The 18,216-nt window shown below is 68.9% G+C and carries 14 protein-coding genes; 10 read left to right on the forward strand and 4 right to left on the reverse strand.

Annotated elements, in window-relative coordinates:
- Positions 1-354: 354 nt before the first annotated feature.
- From NPS70_RS02645 to NPS70_RS02655, 3 genes are all read left to right on the forward strand, one after another.
- Positions 355-1,071 (forward strand): PadR family transcriptional regulator, encoded by a 717-nt coding sequence (locus tag NPS70_RS02645; protein ID WP_256522250.1) that lies wholly within the window; start codon positions 355-357, stop codon positions 1,069-1,071.
- Between the two features lie 60 nt (positions 1,072-1,131).
- Positions 1,132-2,214, forward strand: coding sequence for an inositol-3-phosphate synthase (locus NPS70_RS02650; protein ID WP_256522251.1), 1,083 nt, complete (start codon positions 1,132-1,134; stop codon positions 2,212-2,214).
- 76 nt (positions 2,215-2,290) lie between these two features.
- Positions 2,291-3,562: an MFS transporter gene (locus tag NPS70_RS02655; protein ID WP_256522254.1), complete on the forward strand. Its 1,272-nt coding sequence runs from the start codon at positions 2,291-2,293 to the stop codon at positions 3,560-3,562.
- Between the two features lie 84 nt (positions 3,563-3,646).
- Here NPS70_RS02655 and NPS70_RS02660 read toward each other — a convergent pair whose 3' ends face one another.
- The gene (locus tag NPS70_RS02660) at positions 3,647-5,113 is read right to left on the reverse strand and encodes a CCA tRNA nucleotidyltransferase (protein ID WP_256522255.1); all 1,467 of its coding nucleotides are present in this window, start codon (positions 5,111-5,113) and stop codon (positions 3,647-3,649) included.
- A gap of 186 nt (positions 5,114-5,299) precedes the next feature.
- On the opposite strand from NPS70_RS02660, the gene NPS70_RS02665 reads away from it, so the two are divergent.
- The 7 genes from NPS70_RS02665 to trxA all read left to right on the forward strand — a co-directional run bounded on the left by NPS70_RS02665 (position 5,300) and on the right by trxA (position 14,999).
- The gene (locus tag NPS70_RS02665; RefSeq protein ID WP_256522259.1) at positions 5,300-7,675 is read left to right on the forward strand and encodes a DUF6049 family protein; all 2,376 of its coding nucleotides are present in this window, start codon (positions 5,300-5,302) and stop codon (positions 7,673-7,675) included.
- Positions 7,676-7,720: 45 nt separating this feature from the next.
- Entirely contained in the window at positions 7,721-9,904 is a 2,184-nt protein-coding gene (gene murJ / locus NPS70_RS02670) for a murein biosynthesis integral membrane protein MurJ (protein WP_256522260.1), read from the forward strand.
- Between the two features lie 236 nt (positions 9,905-10,140).
- Positions 10,141-11,880 carry a protein kinase family protein gene (locus tag NPS70_RS02675; RefSeq protein ID WP_256522261.1) on the forward strand — a complete coding sequence of 580 codons (1,740 nt, stop codon included), beginning with the start codon at positions 10,141-10,143 and terminating at the stop codon, positions 11,878-11,880.
- Positions 11,881-11,907: 27 nt separating this feature from the next.
- On the forward strand, positions 11,908-12,612 hold the full coding sequence (sigM, locus tag NPS70_RS02680) for an RNA polymerase sigma factor SigM (RefSeq protein WP_256522262.1): 705 nt from the start codon (positions 11,908-11,910) through the stop codon (positions 12,610-12,612).
- Between the two features lie 461 nt (positions 12,613-13,073).
- Entirely contained in the window at positions 13,074-13,511 is a 438-nt protein-coding gene (locus NPS70_RS28665) for a hypothetical protein (protein WP_308314970.1), read from the forward strand.
- A gap of 134 nt (positions 13,512-13,645) precedes the next feature.
- On the forward strand, positions 13,646-14,620 hold the full coding sequence (trxB, locus tag NPS70_RS02690) for a thioredoxin-disulfide reductase (RefSeq protein WP_256522264.1): 975 nt from the start codon (positions 13,646-13,648) through the stop codon (positions 14,618-14,620).
- Positions 14,621-14,666: 46 nt separating this feature from the next.
- Complete coding sequence (gene trxA / locus NPS70_RS02695; protein ID WP_256522265.1) at positions 14,667-14,999, forward strand: thioredoxin; 333 nt, start codon at positions 14,667-14,669, stop codon at positions 14,997-14,999.
- Positions 15,000-15,097: 98 nt separating this feature from the next.
- Here trxA and NPS70_RS02700 read toward each other — a convergent pair whose 3' ends face one another.
- The 3 genes from NPS70_RS02700 to NPS70_RS02710 all read right to left on the reverse strand — a co-directional run bounded on the left by NPS70_RS02700 (position 15,098) and on the right by NPS70_RS02710 (position 18,216).
- A complete protein-coding gene (locus NPS70_RS02700) occupies positions 15,098-15,715 on the reverse strand; it encodes a GNAT family N-acetyltransferase (RefSeq protein ID WP_256522266.1) in 618 nt (205 codons plus the stop codon).
- A gap of 333 nt (positions 15,716-16,048) precedes the next feature.
- On the reverse strand, positions 16,049-17,146 hold the full coding sequence (locus NPS70_RS02705; protein WP_256522268.1) for a ParB/RepB/Spo0J family partition protein: 1,098 nt from the start codon (positions 17,144-17,146) through the stop codon (positions 16,049-16,051).
- On the reverse strand, positions 17,143-18,216 hold the full coding sequence (locus tag NPS70_RS02710) for an AAA family ATPase (protein WP_305885385.1): 1,074 nt from the start codon (positions 18,214-18,216) through the stop codon (positions 17,143-17,145). Before NPS70_RS02710 ends, NPS70_RS02705 begins: the two co-directional genes overlap by 4 nt.

An 18,216-nucleotide genomic window follows, 5' to 3' on the forward strand; every position in this document is an offset into this window, starting at 1 on the left:
GGGCAGGCAAGACGCCTGGAAGCGGCAGTTGAGTTCCGGTCCCCCCGAAATGGATACGGACGAGTTCCGGTCGGAACTCATCCGCTGCGCATCCACGGCGATGACGCTCGGCGGCGTCACTTGGTTCCCGGTGGTCTGCATGCCGCACAGACTACGCACGTCCAAAACCCCCTGAAGCCGAAGTTCGCCCTATTTCCGGCATCACGGCTGTGGCGAATTGGTGATGTGACGCCGTTCACCACGCCCCCCCTTGTCGCGGAGGTGACACCGTTCTATCGTGCTGATGTATCGATTCGATACATCAGCACGACACATCGCGGTGGAGTACGAGCAGAAACGGCGAAGGAGGCGGCAGTGAGCAGACGCTCCGGCATCCTCGAGTTCGCCGTGCTCGGACTGCTCCGCGAGGCCCCGATGCACGGGTACGAGCTGCGCAAGCGGCTCAACACCTCGCTGGGAATCTTCCGGGCCTTCAGCTACGGAACCCTCTACCCCTGCCTCAAGACGCTGGTCGCCAACGGCTGGTTGATCGAGGAACCGGGGAGCGCGCCGGAGGACGCCCTCGCCGCCTCCCTCGCGGGGCGCCGCGCAAAGATCGTCTACCGGTTGACGGCGGAAGGTAAGGAGCACTTCGAGGAGCTGCTCTCCCATACCGGCCCCGACACCTGGGAGGACGAGCACTTCGCCGCCCGTTTCGCCTTCTTCGGCCAGACGGAGCGAGAGGTGCGGATGCGCGTCCTGGAGGGCCGTCGCAGCCGGCTGGAGGAGCGCCTGGAGAAGATGCGCGCCTCTCTCGCCCGCACCCGTGAGCGCCTCGACGACTACACGCTCGAGCTGCAGCGCCACGGCATGGAGTCCGTGGAGCGTGAAGTGCGCTGGCTGAACGAGCTGATCGAGAGCGAGCGAGCGGGGCGGGATCAGCGACGACCCTCCCCGGAGAGCACCGCTCAGCAGGACACCACATCTGGAGCGACGGGCGGCCTGCCCCGGCCGGAAGGAACCGAGCCCTCCGCGGGGACACCCCCGGTCGGCTCCACTCCGCCGGATCCGTCCGACGACACCGCCAAGTGAGGCTCTGCGGATCCGCAGGGTTTCATCCGGAACACCGAGAACACACAGGGAGCAACCGGAATGGGTTCGGTTCGCGTAGCCATCGTCGGCGTGGGCAACTGCGCCGCCTCGCTGGTGCAGGGCGTCGAGTACTACAAGGACGCCGACCCGGCCGGCAAGGTGCCGGGTCTGATGCACGTCCAGTTCGGCGACTACCACGTGCGTGACGTCGAGTTCGTCGCCGCCTTCGACGTGGACGCCAAGAAGGTCGGCCTCGACCTGTCGGACGCCATCGGCGCCAGCGAGAACAACACCATCAAGATCTGCGACGTGCCGTCGAGCGGCGTCACCGTGCAGCGCGGCCACACCCTGGACGGCCTGGGCAAGTACTACCGCCAGACCATCGAGGAGTCCGCCGAGGACCCGGTCGACGTGGTCCAGGTCCTCAAGGACAAGCAGGTCGACGTCCTGGTCTGCTACCTGCCCGTCGGCTCCGAGGACGCGGCGAAGTTCTACGCGCAGTGCGCCATCGACGCCAAGGTCGCCTTCGTCAACGCGCTCCCGGTCTTCATCGCGGGCACGAAGGAGTGGGCCGACAAGTTCACCGAGGCCGGTGTCCCGATCGTCGGCGACGACATCAAGTCCCAGGTCGGCGCCACCATCACGCATCGTGTGATGGCCAAGCTGTTCGAGGACCGCGGTGTCATCCTGGACCGCACCATGCAGCTGAACGTCGGCGGCAACATGGACTTCAAGAACATGCTCGAGCGCGAGCGCCTGGAGTCCAAGAAGATCTCGAAGACGCAGGCCGTCACTTCGCAGATCCCGGACCGCGACCTGGGCGAGAAGAACGTCCACATCGGCCCGTCCGACTACGTGGCCTGGCTCGACGACCGCAAGTGGGCGTACGTCCGCCTCGAAGGCCGCGCCTTCGGCGACGTCCCGCTGAACCTCGAGTACAAGCTCGAGGTCTGGGACTCCCCGAACTCGGCCGGTGTCATCATCGACGCCCTGCGCGCTGCGAAGATCGCCAAGGACCGCGGTGTCGGCGGCCCGATCCTCTCCGCGTCCTCGTACTTCATGAAGTCCCCGCCGGTCCAGTACTTCGACGACGTGGCCCGCGAGAACGTCGAGAAGTTCATCAAGGGCGAGACCGAGCGCTGAGCGCTCCGTCTCGACACCGGACAGGGTCCCCGGGGCGATGCCCCGGGGACCCTCCCCGTATGTGACGCTTGCTCGCATGCCCCCCGTACGTGACCTGCGCGTACTCCTGCGCCTGACCGACTTCCGCCGCCTGCTGACCGTCCGGCTGCTCTCCCAGTCGGCCGACGGCGTGTACCAGGTGGCCCTCGCCACCTATGTGGTCTTCTCCCCCGAGCGCCAGACCTCCCCGGCGGCCATCGCCTCCGCCATGGCAGTCCTGCTGCTGCCCTACTCCCTCGTCGGCCCCTTCGCCGGAGTCCTGCTCGACCGCTGGCGGCGCCGCCAGGTGCTCTTCTACGGCAGTCTGCTGCGCACCTGCCTGGCAGCCTCCACTGCGGTCCTCATGGTCAGCGGAGCTCCCGACGGGCTCTTCTACGCTTCCGCTCTCGCCGTCACCGCGGTCAACCGCTTCGTACTGGCGGGGCTCTCGGCAGCGCTGCCCCGGGTCGTGGACTCCCCGCGCCTGGTCGTGGCGAACTCCCTGTCCCCCACCGCGGGCACCCTGGCAGCCACAGCGGGAGGCGGCCTGGCCTTTGCCGTCCGTCTCATCGTGTCGGACTCCGACGCTGCCGTGGTCGTCCTCGGCGCCCTGCTGTACCTGGCCGCGGGCGCGGCCTCGCTGCGCATGGCACGCGACCTGCTGGGACCGGACACGACCCTGGCCACCTCACAACTGCTGCCCGCACTGGCCTCCACCGTGCGCGGCCTGCACCACGGGCTCCTGCACCTCAGGGAACGGCGGAGCGCCGCGCGGGCTCTGCTGGCGATGACACTGCTGCGCTTCTGCTACGGAGCCCTCACCGTGACCGTGCTGATGCTCTGCCGGTACGCATGGTCCGATACCGAAGCGGACGGCCTCACCCTGCTCGGTCTCGCGCTCGCGGCTTCCGGAGCGGGGTTCTTCATCGCCGCCGTGGTCTCCCCCTGGACGATCAGGCGACTGGGCCGCACCGGCTGGATGGCCGCCTGTGCCGGGTCCGGAGCCGTTCTGGTGCCCGCCCTGGGGCTACCCTTCGCCCCCGTACCGATGCTGGCCGCCGCCTTCGTTCTCGGCCTGCTCACACAGGGAGCGAAGATCGCCACGGACACCGTGGTGCAGACGGCTGTGGACGACGCCTACCGCGGCAGGATCTTCTCCCTCTACGACATGCTCTTCAATGCCGCGTTCGTCGGGGCGGCAGGAGTCGTGGCGCTGATGCTGCCTCCGGACGGGCGCTCCGTCCCGGTACTGCTCATGGTGTCCGCGATCTACGCGGTGGTGGCCGTGGGCCTTGCCCGGAGCCGCCGCAGCCTGCCGGACACGCCATGACAGCGGGGTCGTGTTTCACGTGAAACACGACCCCGCTGTCATGGCGTGGCGCGGTGTTTCACGTGAAACACCGCACCGCACCGGTCACTGCTGCTGCGACCACCACTCCTTCAGTGCCGTCACGGCTTCGTCGCGCGCCATCGGGCCGTTCTCAAGGCGCAGCTCCAGAAGGAAGGAGTACGCCTGGCCAATCAGCGGCCCCGGGCCGATACCCAGAACCTCCTGGATCTCGTTGCCGTTGAGGTCGGGCCGGATGGCGTCCAGCTCCTCCTGCTCCTGCAGCTGAAGAATGCGCTCCTCCAGTCCGTCATAGGTGCGGGAGAGCGCGGCGGCCTTCTTCTTGTTCCGCGTGGTGCAGTCCGACCGGGTCAGCTTGTGGAGGCGGTCCAGCAAGGGGCCGGCATCGCGCACATAGCGACGCACCGCCGAATCAGTCCACTCCCCGCCCCCGTAGCCATGGAAACGGAGGTGCAGCTCGACCAGCCGGGAGACGTCCCTGACCATGTCGTTCGAGTACTTCAGCGCCGTCATGCGCTTCTTGGTCATCTTGGCGCCCACCACCTCGTGGTGATGGAAGGAGACCCGGCCGTCCTTCTCGAAGCGCCGCGTCCGCGGCTTGCCGATGTCATGGAGCAGAGCGGCGAGACGCAGCACCAGATCCGGGCCTTCCACCTCCAGGTCGATCGCCTGGTCGAGCACGGTGAGTGAGTGCTCGTACACATCCTTGTGGCGATGGTGCTCGTCACTCTCCAGGCGCAGTGCCGGAAGCTCCGGAAGCACATGCTCGGCCAGCCCGGTCTCGACGAGCAGTCCCAGCCCCGTGCGCGGCCGGGGCGACAGCAAGAGCTTGTTGAGCTCGTCACGGACGCGCTCTGCGGAGACGATCTCGATACGCTCGGCCATCGCCGTCATCGCGGTGACCACGTCCGGCGCCAGCGTGAAGTCCAGCTGCGCGGCGAACCGGGCAGCGCGCATCATCCGCAGCGGATCGTCCGAGAAGGAATCCTCGGGGGTACCGGGGGTCCGCAGAACACGGTCCGCCAGGTCGTCGAGCCCTCCATGGGGGTCGATGAACCGCTTCTCCGGGAGTGCCACGGCCATGGCGTTCACCGTGAAATCGCGGCGGACCAGGTCCTCCTCGATGGAGTCGCCATAGGAGACCACGGGCTTGCGCGAGGTCCGGTCGTACGCCTCGGAGCGGTAGGTGGTCACCTCGATCTCGAAGCGCTGCACCTCCTCGCCGACGCGCCCGTCCTTCTGGGCACCGACCGTGCCGAAGGCGATGCCCACGTCCCAGACCGCATCCGCCCAGGGACGCATGATCTTCAGGACGTCCTCGGGCCGGGCGTCCGTCGTGAAGTCCAGGTCGTTGCCGAGCCGCCCGAGCAGCGCATCGCGGACGGAGCCGCCGACGAGGGCGAGCCGGAACCCGGCCTCCTGGAATCGGCGTGCGAGGTCGTCGGCGACCGGCGAGACACGCAGCAGTTCGCTCACCGCGCGGTGTTGCGCCTGGTTCAGGGCAGTGGGGAGGTCTTCTTTGGCGTTCGGCACAGCAGAACAGGTTACGTGCCCCGACCGCCCGGGGCCGCCCGGTTAACCGGCCCACGGATTCCATGATCTTGGTACACCACTCCGCGGCACTTCGACACAGCGGGCCTCGTTACCATTCGTGGACGCACGAACCAGAGCACCGGCGAACCACCACCGGCGGGCAGACGACGAGAGACGGGCGAGCGCGTGGCCGAGGCGGCAGACTTCCAGGGGATGCGTACCTCTCCTGCGCGCCGGTGGCTGCGCCGCACGGTTCCCCTGGCCCTCGGGCTCCCCCTGATCGCCGGTCTGCTCGGGGTACCCGCGGCCCAGCCCGCGTCGGCCGCGGAGGAGGCCACCGGCACCCGCACCGTCGACGTGTCCCTGGACACGGTGGCCCCGGCCGCTCCCGGGGCCAAGGACACGCTGACCGTCTCAGGGACAGTGACCAACCGCGGGAAGCAAACGATCACCGATGCCCAGGTGGACCTCCGCATCGGCCAGAAGTTCGCCAACCGCACCTCCATGGACCAGGTGCCGAACCGCACCGGCTTCGACCCCTCGGTGGACGGCCGGGCCGTCGACGACGAGTACGCGGTGGTCGTTCCCCGACTGGCTTCCGGAATCAGCAGGGACTTCACCCTCTCCGTCCCGGTCGAGGAACTCGACCTCGGCGAGGACGGTGCGGTCTACCAGCTGGGCGTCACCCTTACCGGGCAGACCTCGAGCGGCTCCTTCGATCAGGTACTCGGCATCCAGCGGACCTTCCTTCCCTGGCAGCCCGAGGCCCTGAAGAAGAAGACCGGCCTCACCTACCTCTGGCCGCTGGTCTCCTCCACGCACCTGACGGCCGAGACCGGATCGGACCCCGAGCAGACCCCCGTCTTCGAGGACGAGCGCCTGGCCGGAGAGCTGGCCCCCGGCGGCCGCCTGGAACGGCTGGTGGCCCTCGGCAGCCGGCTGCCGGTCACCTGGGTCGTCGACCCCGACCTGCTGGCAAGCGTGGACGCGATGGCCGAGAACTACGCGGTCAAGCAGGGCGACACCACCGTTCCCGGCAAGAACCAGGCCGTGGCCAAGCGCTGGCTGAGCTCGCTCGGCGCGGCGGTGCAGAACAGCAAGGTGATCGCGCTGCCCTTCGGGGATCCCGACCTCGCTTCCCTTGCGCACCGGGGCACCTCCGTGTCCGGCTCGCTGAGCCACCTCCAGCCGGCGACCGACGTCGCCTCCACGACGGTGGAGACCGTGCTCCATGTGAAGCCGTCGGTCGAATTCGCGTGGCCGGTGGAGGGCGCCATCGACTCCTCCATCGTCGACGTCGCCACCTCGGCCGGAGCCGACAACGTCATCGTCCGGAGCGACAGCCTCCGTGACGATCTCACCTACACGCCGACAGCAGCCCGCCCCATCGGCGGCGGCACCACCGCAGTGGTGTCCGATGCGCGGCTCTCCACGGCCTTCGAGGGCGATATGAGCCGGTCGGGGGCCTCCACCCTCGCCGTTCAGGAGTTCCTCGCCCAGTCGCTCGCGATCACGCTCCAGGTGCCCGGGAAGCAGCGCAGCATCGTGGTGGCGCCCCAGCGCATGCCCAGCGCCGCCCAGGCCCAGTCCATGGCGCAGGCGGTGGAGGGTCTGTCCGGCAAGCGCTGGACCGAGCCGCTGGACCTGGTCGAAGCCGCGACGGCCAAGCCGGATGCAGACGCCAACACCGCCGTGCCCCGCGGCGCCCGCTATCCCGACCGCCTTCGCAAGCAGGAGCTCCAGGTCGGCGCCTTCGAGGAGATCCGCTCCACGCAGCAGAGCCTCGACATGTTCGAGGGCATCCTCACCCAGGCCGACCGGGTCAACACCCCCTTCGGGCGGGCCGTGGACCGGGAGCTCTCCACCTCCTGGCGCGGGAACCCCGAGGGAGCCGAGCAGTACCGCGACGGCGTCCGCACCTACCTCAAGGACCTCACCGGCGAGGTCCAGCTGATCCAGAAGTCGGATGTGACCCTCTCGGGGCGCAGCGCGATGATCCCGGTCACCGTGCAGAACCAGCTGGTGCAGGACGTCGACGACCTGGTGCTGCGTCTTCGCTCGCACAGCCCGACGCGCCTGGGGCTGGAGGAGAAGGCGATGGCCGAGCAGGCCGTCCGGGTCGGCGGCGGCCACAGTCAGACGGTGCAGTTCCCGGCCGCGGCCAATGCCAACGGCCAGGTGCAGATGACCGCCCAGCTGTTCACCAAGGACGGCAAGCCCTACGGCAAGGCCATGGACTTCACCGTCAAGGTCTCGGAGATCACTCCTCAGGTGATGCTTGTCATCGCGGGTGGGGTGCTGCTTCTCGTCCTCGCAGGCATCAGGATGTACACCCAGCGCAAGCGGGCAGCAGCCGAGGCGGCCGTCTCACCGGACCCCGCTGTCGACGGCGAGGAGACCGACGCCCCTGCGGAGGCCCCCGGCGCCGGAGACCCCGGGAAGCACGACGGAGCCGCCGGCGACGCCGGCCACCGGGAGCACGGGCACCCGGGTGACCCGGCACCGGACACCCGACCCGAAAGCGGCGACCCGTCGGGCGCTGGTGAGAAAGTGGACCGTTGAGCGATGTCGTGGCCGGTCGGCCGGGGACGATGAGGTGGGGTAGGCATGAACGCGCCGTATGACGGTGACCGCGGCCAGGGCGCGGGTGGCGGAAGCCCCGCAGGCCACGGCCGGCAGCCTCAGTATCCCACCCCCGATCACCAGGCGTCACAGGACGCATACGCTCCGGACCCCTATGTGCAGGACGCCTACACGCCCGACCCCTTCCGGGCGCAGGACCTTGCGGCCCAGGACCCCGTCTCCGAGGCCCTCTACGATCGCTCGGAGCACCCGCCGCCTCCGCCCGGCACCTACCAGGACCCCCAGGCGCTCTACCAGCAGCCCGCAGCGCCCACGCACGCACCGGACCCCCGGGTGTGGGCGCAGACGCCCCCACCCGAGCCGGACGGCCCGTCCAGACACCTTCCCTACGGCGACGACGCCCGCACCACGCAGTTCACGGGTGTGGACGACCTGGTCACGCACGCCTCGGCGGAGAAGCCGGAGCCTGACGCCTTCGCACACCTCTTCCGCGACCAGCAGTCATCGGGGTCGGGGCAGCCCGCGGAGGTCCCCCCGCCGCAGCCGGAGCCCGCTCCCGCAGCCCCGAAGAAGCCCACCGGCCGCGCATCCGGGCTGCTGAAGTCCAGTGCGGTGATGGCGGCGGGCACTCTGGTGTCACGCCTCACCGGCTTCGTCCGCAGCCTGGTCATCACCGCCGCGCTCGGCGCCGCGCTCCTCGGCGACACCTTCACCATCGCCTACACCCTGCCCACGATGATCTACATCCTCACCGTGGGCGGCGGTCTGAACTCGGTCTTCGTGCCCCAGCTGGTACGGGCGATGAAGAGCGACGAGGACGGCGGCGAGGCGTTCGCCAACCGGCTGCTGACGCTGGTGATGGTGACGCTGGGCGGCATCGTGGTGCTCGCGGTGTTCGCCGCGCCCCTGCTGATCCGGCTCATGTCGGACACGATCGCCGGCGACCCCGCGTCCAACAGCGTGGCGGTCACCTTCGCCCGCTACTGCCTCCCGACGATCTTCTTCATGGGCATCCACGTGGTGATGGGGCAGATCCTCAACGCGCGCGGCAAGTTCGGCGCCATGATGTGGACCCCGGTCCTGAACAACATCGTCATGATCACCACCTTCGGGCTCTTCATCTGGGTGTACGGCACCTCTGCCGAGTCCCGGATGGGCGTGGAGACGATCCCGCCGGAGGGTGTGCGCCTTCTGGGCATCGGCACCCTGCTGGGCCTGGTGGTGCAGGCACTGGCGATGATCCCGTACCTGCGCGAGACCGGGTTCCGGTTCCGCCCCCGCTTCGACTGGAAGGGCCACGGGCTCGGCAAGACGGTCAAGCTGGCCAAGTGGACCGTGCTCTTCGTACTGGCCAACCAGGCAGGCGTTCTGGTGGTCACCCAGCTCGCCACGGCCGCCGGTGAGGCCTCGGGGCGCCAGGGAGCGGGCTTCATCGCCTACACCAATGCCCAGCTGATCTGGGGCATGCCCCAGGCCATCATCACCGTCTCCGTGATGGCCGCCCTCCTGCCGCGGCTCTCCCGTGCGGCCCACGACGGCGACCCGGGGGCGGTGCGCGACGACATCTCGCAGGGGCTGCGCAACTCCGCGGTGGCCATCGTCCCGGTGGCCTTCGCCTTCCTGGCACTGGGCGTCCCGATGTCCACCCTGCTCTTCGCCTCCACCGGCGGGGAGGCGGCCCGCGGCATGGGCTTCATCCTGATGGCCTTCGGCCTCGGGCTGATCCCCTACTCGGTCCAGTACGTCGTCCTCCGCGGCTTCTACGCCTACGAGGACACCCGGACCCCCTTCTACAACACCGTGATCGTCGCCGCCGTCAACGCCGGTGCCTCGGCACTCTGTTTCGCCCTGCTGCCGGCCCGCTGGGCGGTCGTCGGCATGGCCGCCTCCTACGGCCTCGCCTACGCGGTCGGCGTGGGCGTCGCCTGGCGGCGCCTCAGCAAGCGCCTCGGAGGCGACCTGGACGGGGCCCATGTGCTGCGGACCTACGCCCGGCTGTCCATGGCCTCGGTGCCCGCGGCGCTCGGCGGCGGCCTTGTGGCCTACGGCATCCTCACCACGCTGGGCAGCGGCGCCGGGGGCTCGCTGGTGGCGCTGGTGATCGGCGGCATCGTGCTGGCGGGCGTCTTCTTCGTCTCCGCGAAGAAGATGCGCATCGCGGAACTCAACGCCCTGGTGGGAATGGTCCGCGGGCGGTTGGGCCGCTAGGGCGTCCGGGCAGGGCCACGCGGCACAGCGTGGGGCGGCGTGCTCTCCGGCGCCCGACGGCAGGAGAGCGGGAGGTGGCCGACGCGCTGTGCGGCCGACGGAGCGATTCGCGGTACGGGCTTCGGTCCCTGGCACAACCTTCCACCGCCGCCGTGTGTCGTGCATAGCGCCGGACTGTGGGCACAATTGGCATGGCGTCTGAGTACAGCGCAATGGATGGGGAGGCAGGAACGACGGTGGCGGAACGTAGCACGGCTGCCGTCGACGTGGCCGACAACGGCGGTAACGAACCGCTGTCCGCGCAGGAGCGCAAGGCCACGGCCGACGGGGCGGCTGGATCCCAGAAATCTGCGGAGAAGACCGCATCCGACCCGGGCGAGACGGCGAAGGAAGACCCGGCACCCGGGAACACGTCCGGTGTCACGGCACCTGAACTGCACAGCGGCCACAAACTCGCCAAGCGCTACCGACTGGAGGAGTGCGTCACCCGTCTGGACGGCTTCAGCAGCTGGCGGGCAGTGGACGAGAAGCTGCGTCGGGCCGTCGGCGTCCACGTCCTGCCGGCCGAGCACCCCAGAGCCCGTTCGGTGCTGGCCGCCGCACGCTCCTCGGCGCTCCTCGGCGACCCCCGCTTCGTCCAGGTCCTGGACGCGGTGGAGGAGGGCGACCTGGTCTACGTCGTCCACGAATGGCTGCCGGACGCGGTGGAGCTGACCGCTCTCCTCGCAGCGGCACCGCTCGAAGCCCACGACGCCTACCAGCTCGTCGAGCAGGTGTCGTTGGCGATGACCGCCGCGCACCGCGAGGGCCTGGCCCATCTCCGCCTGACTCCGAGCGCGGTCCTGCGCACGTCGACCGGCCAGTACCGGATCCGCGGCCTGGCGGTGAACGCCGCGCTGCGGGGCATCTCGGTGGAACGTCCGCAGCGCACGGACACGGAGGCCATCGGAGCGCTGCTGTACGCCGCTCTCACCCAGAGGTGGCCCTACGAGAACGATGCCCACGGGCTTACGGGCCTCCCCAAGGGGGTCGGGCTCCTCCCGCCCGACCAGGTACGGGCAGGCGTTCACCGCGGGCTGTCCGAACTGGCCATGCGGGCCCTGGTGAACGACGGAGCCACGGCGTCCCGGCAGGACCCTCCCTGCACCACGCCCGACGAGCTCGCGAAGGCGGTGGCGGCCATGCCGCGTATCCGCCCGCCGGAGCCGACGTTCACCGCGCCTCCGGACTACCAGCGGACCACCTACCAGCAGGGCGGCTACGGGCGCCCTGCGGTGCACCCCCGTGCCGTCGCCGCCCGGACGCCCGTGGTTCCCCCGGCACCGCTGGAGAGCCGCACGGGCAAGGCCCTGAAGTGGACGGTCTCGGCTTTGCTGATCGCCGCGCTGGGACTCGGGAGCTGGCAGGTCGCGGACCGCCTGCTCGACCAGGGGAAGAACTCCCGAGAAGCCCCCACCTCCTCCGAGACCTCTCCGCCGGAAGGCGACGACAAGCCGAACACGCCCGTTCCCCTCGCCATCCACGGCGCACAGGAGTACGCACCGGACGGGTCCCCTCAGAACCCCTCCACCGTCGGCTCGACCTACGACCAGGACAGCTCCAGCTACTGGCGCACCAAGACCTACTTCGACGGACCGGAGTTCGCTCCTTCCATCAAGCAGGGAGTCGGCATCGTCTATGACCTGGGCAGCGAGAAGACCGTGACCGGGGGATCCATAGCGTTGCGCTACGGCGGGAACCACACGGCGATCAGCCTCTACGCGGTCGACTCCCTCACGCCGTCCGGACCTGTCAGCTCCATGACGAAGATCGCGAACGGCCAGACCGGAAGTTCCACGCTGAAGCTGACAGCGGAGAAGCCTGTCACCGGCCGCTATGTACTCGTGTGGATGACCGCGATGCCTCACTCACCGAAGGACGGGTTCAGCGACCCCGGATACAAGCAGGCCATCACGGACGTCTCCTTCACCGGCTGACGCACAGGATCGGGAGGGGGCTCACCGTTGGACGACTCGACGCTCCGTGACACAAGCGACCAGGACCTTCTCGCGCAGCATGTCGCGGGAGACCCGGATGCCTTCGGTGAGCTCGTCCGCCGTCACAGGGACCGCCTGTGGGCGGTGGCCCTGCGGACGCTCGGTGACCGCGAGGAAGCCGCGGACGCCGTGCAGGATGCCTTCGTCTCGGCCTTCCGCGCGGCAGCCACCTTCCGTGGCCAGGCGGCCGTCACCACCTGGCTGCACCGCATCACGGTCAATGCCTGCCTGGACCGGGTCAGGAAAGCCGACTCACGCAGGACGGCACCGGTGGACGACACCGAACGGCTGGAGCAGCTCCTGGAGCCCCACGAGTCAGCCGAGGCGCCGGCCGAACGCCAGGATCTCCATCGGGAACTCCTGAGGGCCCTGGGCACCCTGCCGCCGGAGCAGCGTGCCGCGCTGGTCCTCGTCGACATGCAGGGGTACCCCGTGGCCGAGGCGGCGAAGGTTCTGGACGTTCCCACGGGAACCGTCAAGAGCCGCTGTGCACGGGGGAGAGCCCGGTTGCTGCCGATGCTCACCCATCTGCGGGGCAATGGCGTGGATAGCCCGGAGATTCCCAGGGAAAGGAACCGGACGACGGGGACGGCCGTCCGACCGGAGTCGGCAGCGAACGAGCCGGGGCCGAACGGTTCGGCGGCAGTGAAGGGCGGAGGTGGGCGAGCGTGACATCCTCGACCGACACGAACCGGCACCCTGATGTCTCGGAGATCGCCGATCTCACCGAGGGCCTTCTGCCCCTCGACCAGGCGGCCGAGCTCCGCCGCCATCTGAAGGGCTGTGCCGTATGCGCCGATGTGCGGACCTCCCTCGAAGAGATCAGAGGGCTGCTCGGCACCCTTCCCGGGCCGGGTCGGATGCCCGGCGATGTCTCCGGCAGAATCGATGCCGCTCTGGCCGCGGAAGCACTCCTCCACGCCACGGCTCCCGGCCCGGCCGACGATGTTTCACGTGAAACGACGGGCTCCTCAGCCGACGGCGCTTCTCCCTCACGACCTGGCCGTCCCGCCGGACACCCCAGGGCAGCCACGGGACCGGGGCGCAGCCGTCGAAGCCGTCGACGGCTCGCGGCTTTCGGAGCCGTCCTGGGTGCTGCCGCGGTAGGCCTGGGTGTGCTCGTTCTCCAGGGCTTGCCCTCCACGACGGCCGGAGAGGCGGGCAGGGCGCAGGACACCAGCCTGAGCTCCGCCGCGGGTGCCGACGGGGACTTCTCCGGAGAGCCGGTCGACGAGCGGGTCCGGACACTCCTGTCTGCACCGATCGACGCGGCGGAGCCCCGCATCGAGAAGGAACCGTCCCTGGAGGCCGAAGCTCCGGGCATGGTCACACCGCAGAGCTCTCCCGACTCGCCGCTCCCCCCGTGTATCCAGCGCGGCACCGGCCGCGCCGAGCAGCCTCTCGCCTTCGAGCAGGGGCAGTACCAGGGGACCGACGCCTACCTCGTCCTGCTGCCGCATGCCACGGACCGCGCTCAGGTCGACGCCTACGTCGTCGACGCCTCCTGTACCGAGGACGGCGGCGCAGACGTCGGCTCCCTGCTCCTTGACGGGACCTACCCCCTCGACTGACCCGGCTCGGCGTCCGTCCTCTGTGCCGAGCGGCAGCATGGGAATGCCCGCCCCTTAGGATCCGTTGGGTGGGGTGAGAGCGATGAACCCGCCCCGTACGCAGTAGGCAGTCGGCAGAGACGAGGAAGCACCCCGTGAGCGACGTTCGTAACGTGATCATCATCGGCTCCGGGCCCGCGGGCTACACGGCTGCCCTCTATACCGCGCGCGCTTCGCTGAAGCCGCTGGTGTTCGAGGGAGCCGTCACCGCCGGTGGCGCACTGATGAACACGACCGATGTGGAGAACTTCCCGGGTTTCCGCGACGGCATCATGGGTCCGGACCTGATGGACAACATGCGTGCCCAGGCCGAGCGCTTCGGTGCCGAGCTGGTTCCGGACGACGTCGTGGCCGTCGATCTCTCCGGTGAGATCAAGACCGTCACCGACACCGCCGGCACCGTCCACCAGGCCAGGGCCGTGATCGTCACCACGGGTTCCCAGCATCGCAAGCTGGGTCTGCCTCGCGAGGACCAGCTGTCCGGGCGCGGGGTCTCCTGGTGTGCCACCTGCGACGGCTTCTTCTTCAAGGACCAGGACATCGCGGTCGTCGGTGGTGGGGACACCGCCATGGAGGAGGCGACCTTCCTCTCGCGCTTCGCCAAGTCCGTCACCATCGTCCACCGGCGTGACACCCTGCGCGCCTCGAAGGCCATGCAGGATCGCGCCTTCGGGGACCCGAAGATCTCGTTCGCCTGGGACAGCGAGGTCGCCGAGATCCATGGCGAGCAGAAGCTGTCCGGCCTCACCCTGCGGAACACCAAGACGGGCGAGCTCTCGCAGCTCGCCGTCACCGGTCTCTTCATCGCTGTCGGCCACGACCCCCGGACCGAGCTTTTCAAGGGACAGCTGGAGCTCGACGACGAGGGCTACCTGAAGGTGGATGCGCCCTCCACGCGCACCAACCTCACCGGAGTCTTCGCCGCCGGAGACGTGGTGGACCACACCTACCGGCAGGCCATCACCGCTGCCGGTACGGGCTGCTCTGCCGCCCTCGACGCCGAGCGCTTCCTCGCGGCCCTGTCGGACAGCGAGCAGGCCGCAGAGCCCGAGAAGACCCCCGTCGTCTGACCGACCGCACCCTCACCCCTCCCCCGAGCAACGTAAGGAGGCCGCCGTGGCCGGCGCCCTGAAGAACGTGACCGACGCTACCTTCGAAGAGGACGTCCTCAAGAGCGACAAGCCCGTCCTGGTGGACTTCTGGGCGCCCTGGTGCGGCCCCTGCCGCCAGATCGCCCCGTCGCTCGAGGCCATCGCGGCCGAGCACGGTGACAAGATCGAGATCGTCAAGATGAACATCGACGAGAACCAGGCGACCGCCATCAAGTACGGCGTGATGTCCATCCCGATGCTCAACGTCTACCAGAACGGCGAGGTCGCCAAGACGATCATCGGAGCCAAGCCCAAGGCGGCGATCATCCGCGATCTGGAGACCTTCATCCAGGAGTAGCCGTCAGGCTGTTCCACGTGAAACAGGCAGAGTGGGCTCATTCCCAGCCGGAATGGGCCCACTGTGCTGTGCGGCGGACGACACCACCCGCCGAACGATCACAGCGGTCGGAGTACCGGATCCTTCTGCACCGCGCCGAGCAGACGGTCCAGGGCCAGTTCCACGTCCTCCTTCCACGACAGCGTCGTCCTCAACTCCAAACGCAGACGTGGATGGCTCGGATGCGGGCGCACGGTCTTGAAGCCCACGGCCAGGAGATGGTCAGCCGGCAGGACACAGGCTGGTTCCTTCCAGCGCGCGTCGCCGAAGGCCTCGATCGCACGAAAGCCCCGTCGCAGCAGGTCTTTGGCAACCGTCTGCACCATGACCCGGCCCAGGCCCTGCCCCTGGTAACCCGGCGTGATCCACCCCGTGATCAGCTGTACGGCGTCCGCAGCGACCGGGCTGGTGGGAAAGGCCGCTGAGCGGGGGACGTAGGCAGGGGGCGCGTAGAGCACGAAACCGACGGGCTTCTCATCGACATAGACAACCCGTCCACAGGATCCCCAGTCGAGTAGTACTGCGGAGATCCACGCCTCCTTCTCCCACTGAGGCGTGCCCGCCGCTACCGCGGCCTCCCCACTGACGGGGTCGAGTTCCCAGAAGACACAGGACCGGCACCGCTTGGGAAGGTCCGAGACATTGTCCAAGGTGAGTGGTGCGAGCCGGCGCCCCATGAAGGCTGTTCCTCACTTCGTCGTTCCGCGACGCTGAGCGCTGCCGCCAGCGCACTCCTCTCACTCAGCATGCTGGCGACGAAACCGCCCAGCGCTCCCAGTACCAGCCCTGCGGTCACCAGTCGGCCGCGGCTCGCCACTCGCATGGCCCCGCCCTCCCCAGGAGATGGCTCAAGGTGGATGCGTCGTACCAGAACGCATCGTATCCACCCAGCCCCGACGCGGGTACCGGATACCGGCCAGAGTTGGGGCCCGGACGACACAGGGCGGATGGTGCCCGAAGGCACCATCCGCCCTGTGCGGGGGAGGGGAGGGATCGCCCACCCTCGTGTCTCAGGATTCGGCTTCCGCCGCGTCCGGGTCCAGCCGCTGCTCCAGCACCCGGCCCTCGCCGGGTGCGAGGGTGCCCAGGATGCGCTCAAGGTCCTCCATCGACGCGAACTCGACGACGATCTTGCCCTTCTTCTGACCCAGGTCGACCTTCACCCGGGTTTCGAAACGGTCGGAGAGCCGCGAGGCCAGGTCGTTCAGTGCAGGCGAGCGCCTCGTGCCGGCGCGCGGACCCTTGGGCTTCGCTGAGACCTCCCTGCCGGAATTGATCAGCGTGACGATCTCCTCCACCGCACGCACCGAGAGCCCCTCGGTGACGATGCGGTGGGCCAGCCGGTCCTGCTCCTCCGGCTCCTCGACCGAGATCAACGCGCGGGCATGACCGGCGGAGAGGACACCTGCGGCCACCCGTCGCTGAACCGGCGGAGAGAGCTTCAGCAGGCGCAGAGTGTTGGTGACCTGCGGCCGGGACCGACCGATCCGATCGGCGAGCTGATCATGGGTGCAGTTGAAGTCCTTGAGGAGCTGGTCGTAGGCGGCGGCCTCTTCCAGGGGATTCAGCTGCGCACGGTGGAGGTTCTCCAGCAGCGCATCCAGCAGAAGCTTCTCGTCCTCCGTATAACGGACGATGGCAGGGACTGCCTCCAGCCCTGCCTTCTGGCAGGCCCGCCACCGACGCTCGCCCATGATGAGCTCGTAGCGGTCGGCACCCAACTGGCGAACCACCACGGGCTGGAGAAGTCCGACTTCCTTGATGGAGGTCACCAGCTCGGCGAGAAGGTCCTCGTCGAAGTCCTTGCGAGGCTGCCGCGGATTCGGTGTGATCGCGCCGAGCGGCACTTCCATGAAGTGGGCGCCGACCGGCTCGCTGGCCGGGGAAGCGGCCTGAGGCGGCGCCACGGAAGCGCCTCCACTCTGCGGCGCGGGCGCTGCCGGGGGAAGCGTGGTGACCTTGGCCGCCGCGACACCGCGATCGGCCGCAAAGACGGAGGAGGAGGCAGGGGCTCCCGCTCCCGTCGTGCTTCCGCCCTGCGGTTCCTGAGGGGCAGGGGGAATCAGGGCACCGAGCCCACGCCCCAGCCCTCTACGTCGCTCGCTCACTGGATGCCCTCCGGCGTGTTCTGCTGTGCGTTCTGTGCCCCGTGCGCGTGCTGCGGGTCGTAGCGGACCCCGACACCGCGCAGGGCGATTTCCCGTGCCGCCTCCAGATAGGAGAGAGCACCACTGGAACTCGGATCGTAGGTCAGCACCGTCTGCCCATAGCTCGGAGCCTCCGAGATGCGGACCGACCGCGGGATGCTGGTCCTCAGGACCTCTTCCCCGAAGTGGCTCCGGACCTCTTCCGCAACCTGAGAGGCAAGCCGGGTCCGACCGTCGTACATCGTGAGCAGGATCGTGGAGACATGGAGGGCCGGATTCAGATGGCCTCGCACCAGATCCACGTTGCGTAGCAGCTGCCCGAGCCCTTCCAGTGCGTAGTACTCGCACTGGATCGGGATCAGTACCTCCGCGCCGGCCACCAGCGCGTTGACCGTCAGCAGGCCCAGAGAGGGCGGGCAGTCGATGAGGATGTAGTCCAGCGGCTGCTCGTATGCCTGGATGGCACGCTGCAGCCGGCTCTCCCGCGCCACCAGGGACACCAACTCGATCTCCGCACCGGCGAGATCGATGGTGGCGGGGGCGCAGAAGAGTCCTTCGACGTCGGGGACTGGCTGGACGACCTCGGAGAGGGGCCTGCTGTCCACCAGGACGTCATAGATCGAGGGAACCTCCGCGTGGTGGTCGATACCCAGCGCGGTGGAGGCATTGCCCTGGGGATCAAGGTCGACCACCAGAACGCGGGCGCCATGGAGCGCGAGCGAAGCGGCGAGATTGACCGTGGTGGTGGTCTTCCCCACACCACCCTTCTGATTGGCGACGATCATGACGCGTGTCTGCTCAGGTCGGGGAAGACCCTCGCCGGCACGGCCCAGCGCCGCCACGGCCAGCTGAGCAGCTCGACCGATGGGGGCGTCGTCCATCGGCGGCGGTGTTTCACGTGAAACATCCTCCGCCGCGAACTCGGAACGGGGGCCGGGGACCGGATCGGTCATCGGTCCCGCGATATTGGCGTCGGACCGCAAGGATTCACTCTCCTCGACTTCAGGCTCGCGATGCACAGAGCCTGCCAT

It is taken from the genome of Streptomyces sp. C10-9-1 (genome assembly GCF_024497955.1).
GTDB lineage: Bacteria > Actinomycetota > Actinomycetes > Streptomycetales > Streptomycetaceae > Streptomyces > Streptomyces sanyensis.

What these genes read in the sequence shown, in the direction of transcription:
- NPS70_RS02700 (WP_256522266.1), bottom strand. Translation starts at nt 15,715, where the DNA reads ATGGGGCGCCGGCTCGCACCACTCACCTTGGACAATGTCTCGGACCTT.
- NPS70_RS02650 (WP_256522251.1), top strand. Translation starts at nt 1,132, where the DNA reads ATGGGTTCGGTTCGCGTAGCCATCGTCGGCGTGGGCAACTGCGCCGCC.
- NPS70_RS02710 (WP_305885385.1), bottom strand. Translation starts at nt 18,216, where the DNA reads ATGGCAGGCTCTGTGCATCGCGAGCCTGAAGTCGAGGAGAGTGAATCC.
- murJ (WP_256522260.1), top strand. Translation starts at nt 7,721, where the DNA reads ATGAACGCGCCGTATGACGGTGACCGCGGCCAGGGCGCGGGTGGCGGA.
- NPS70_RS02655 (WP_256522254.1), top strand. Translation starts at nt 2,291, where the DNA reads ATGCCCCCCGTACGTGACCTGCGCGTACTCCTGCGCCTGACCGACTTC.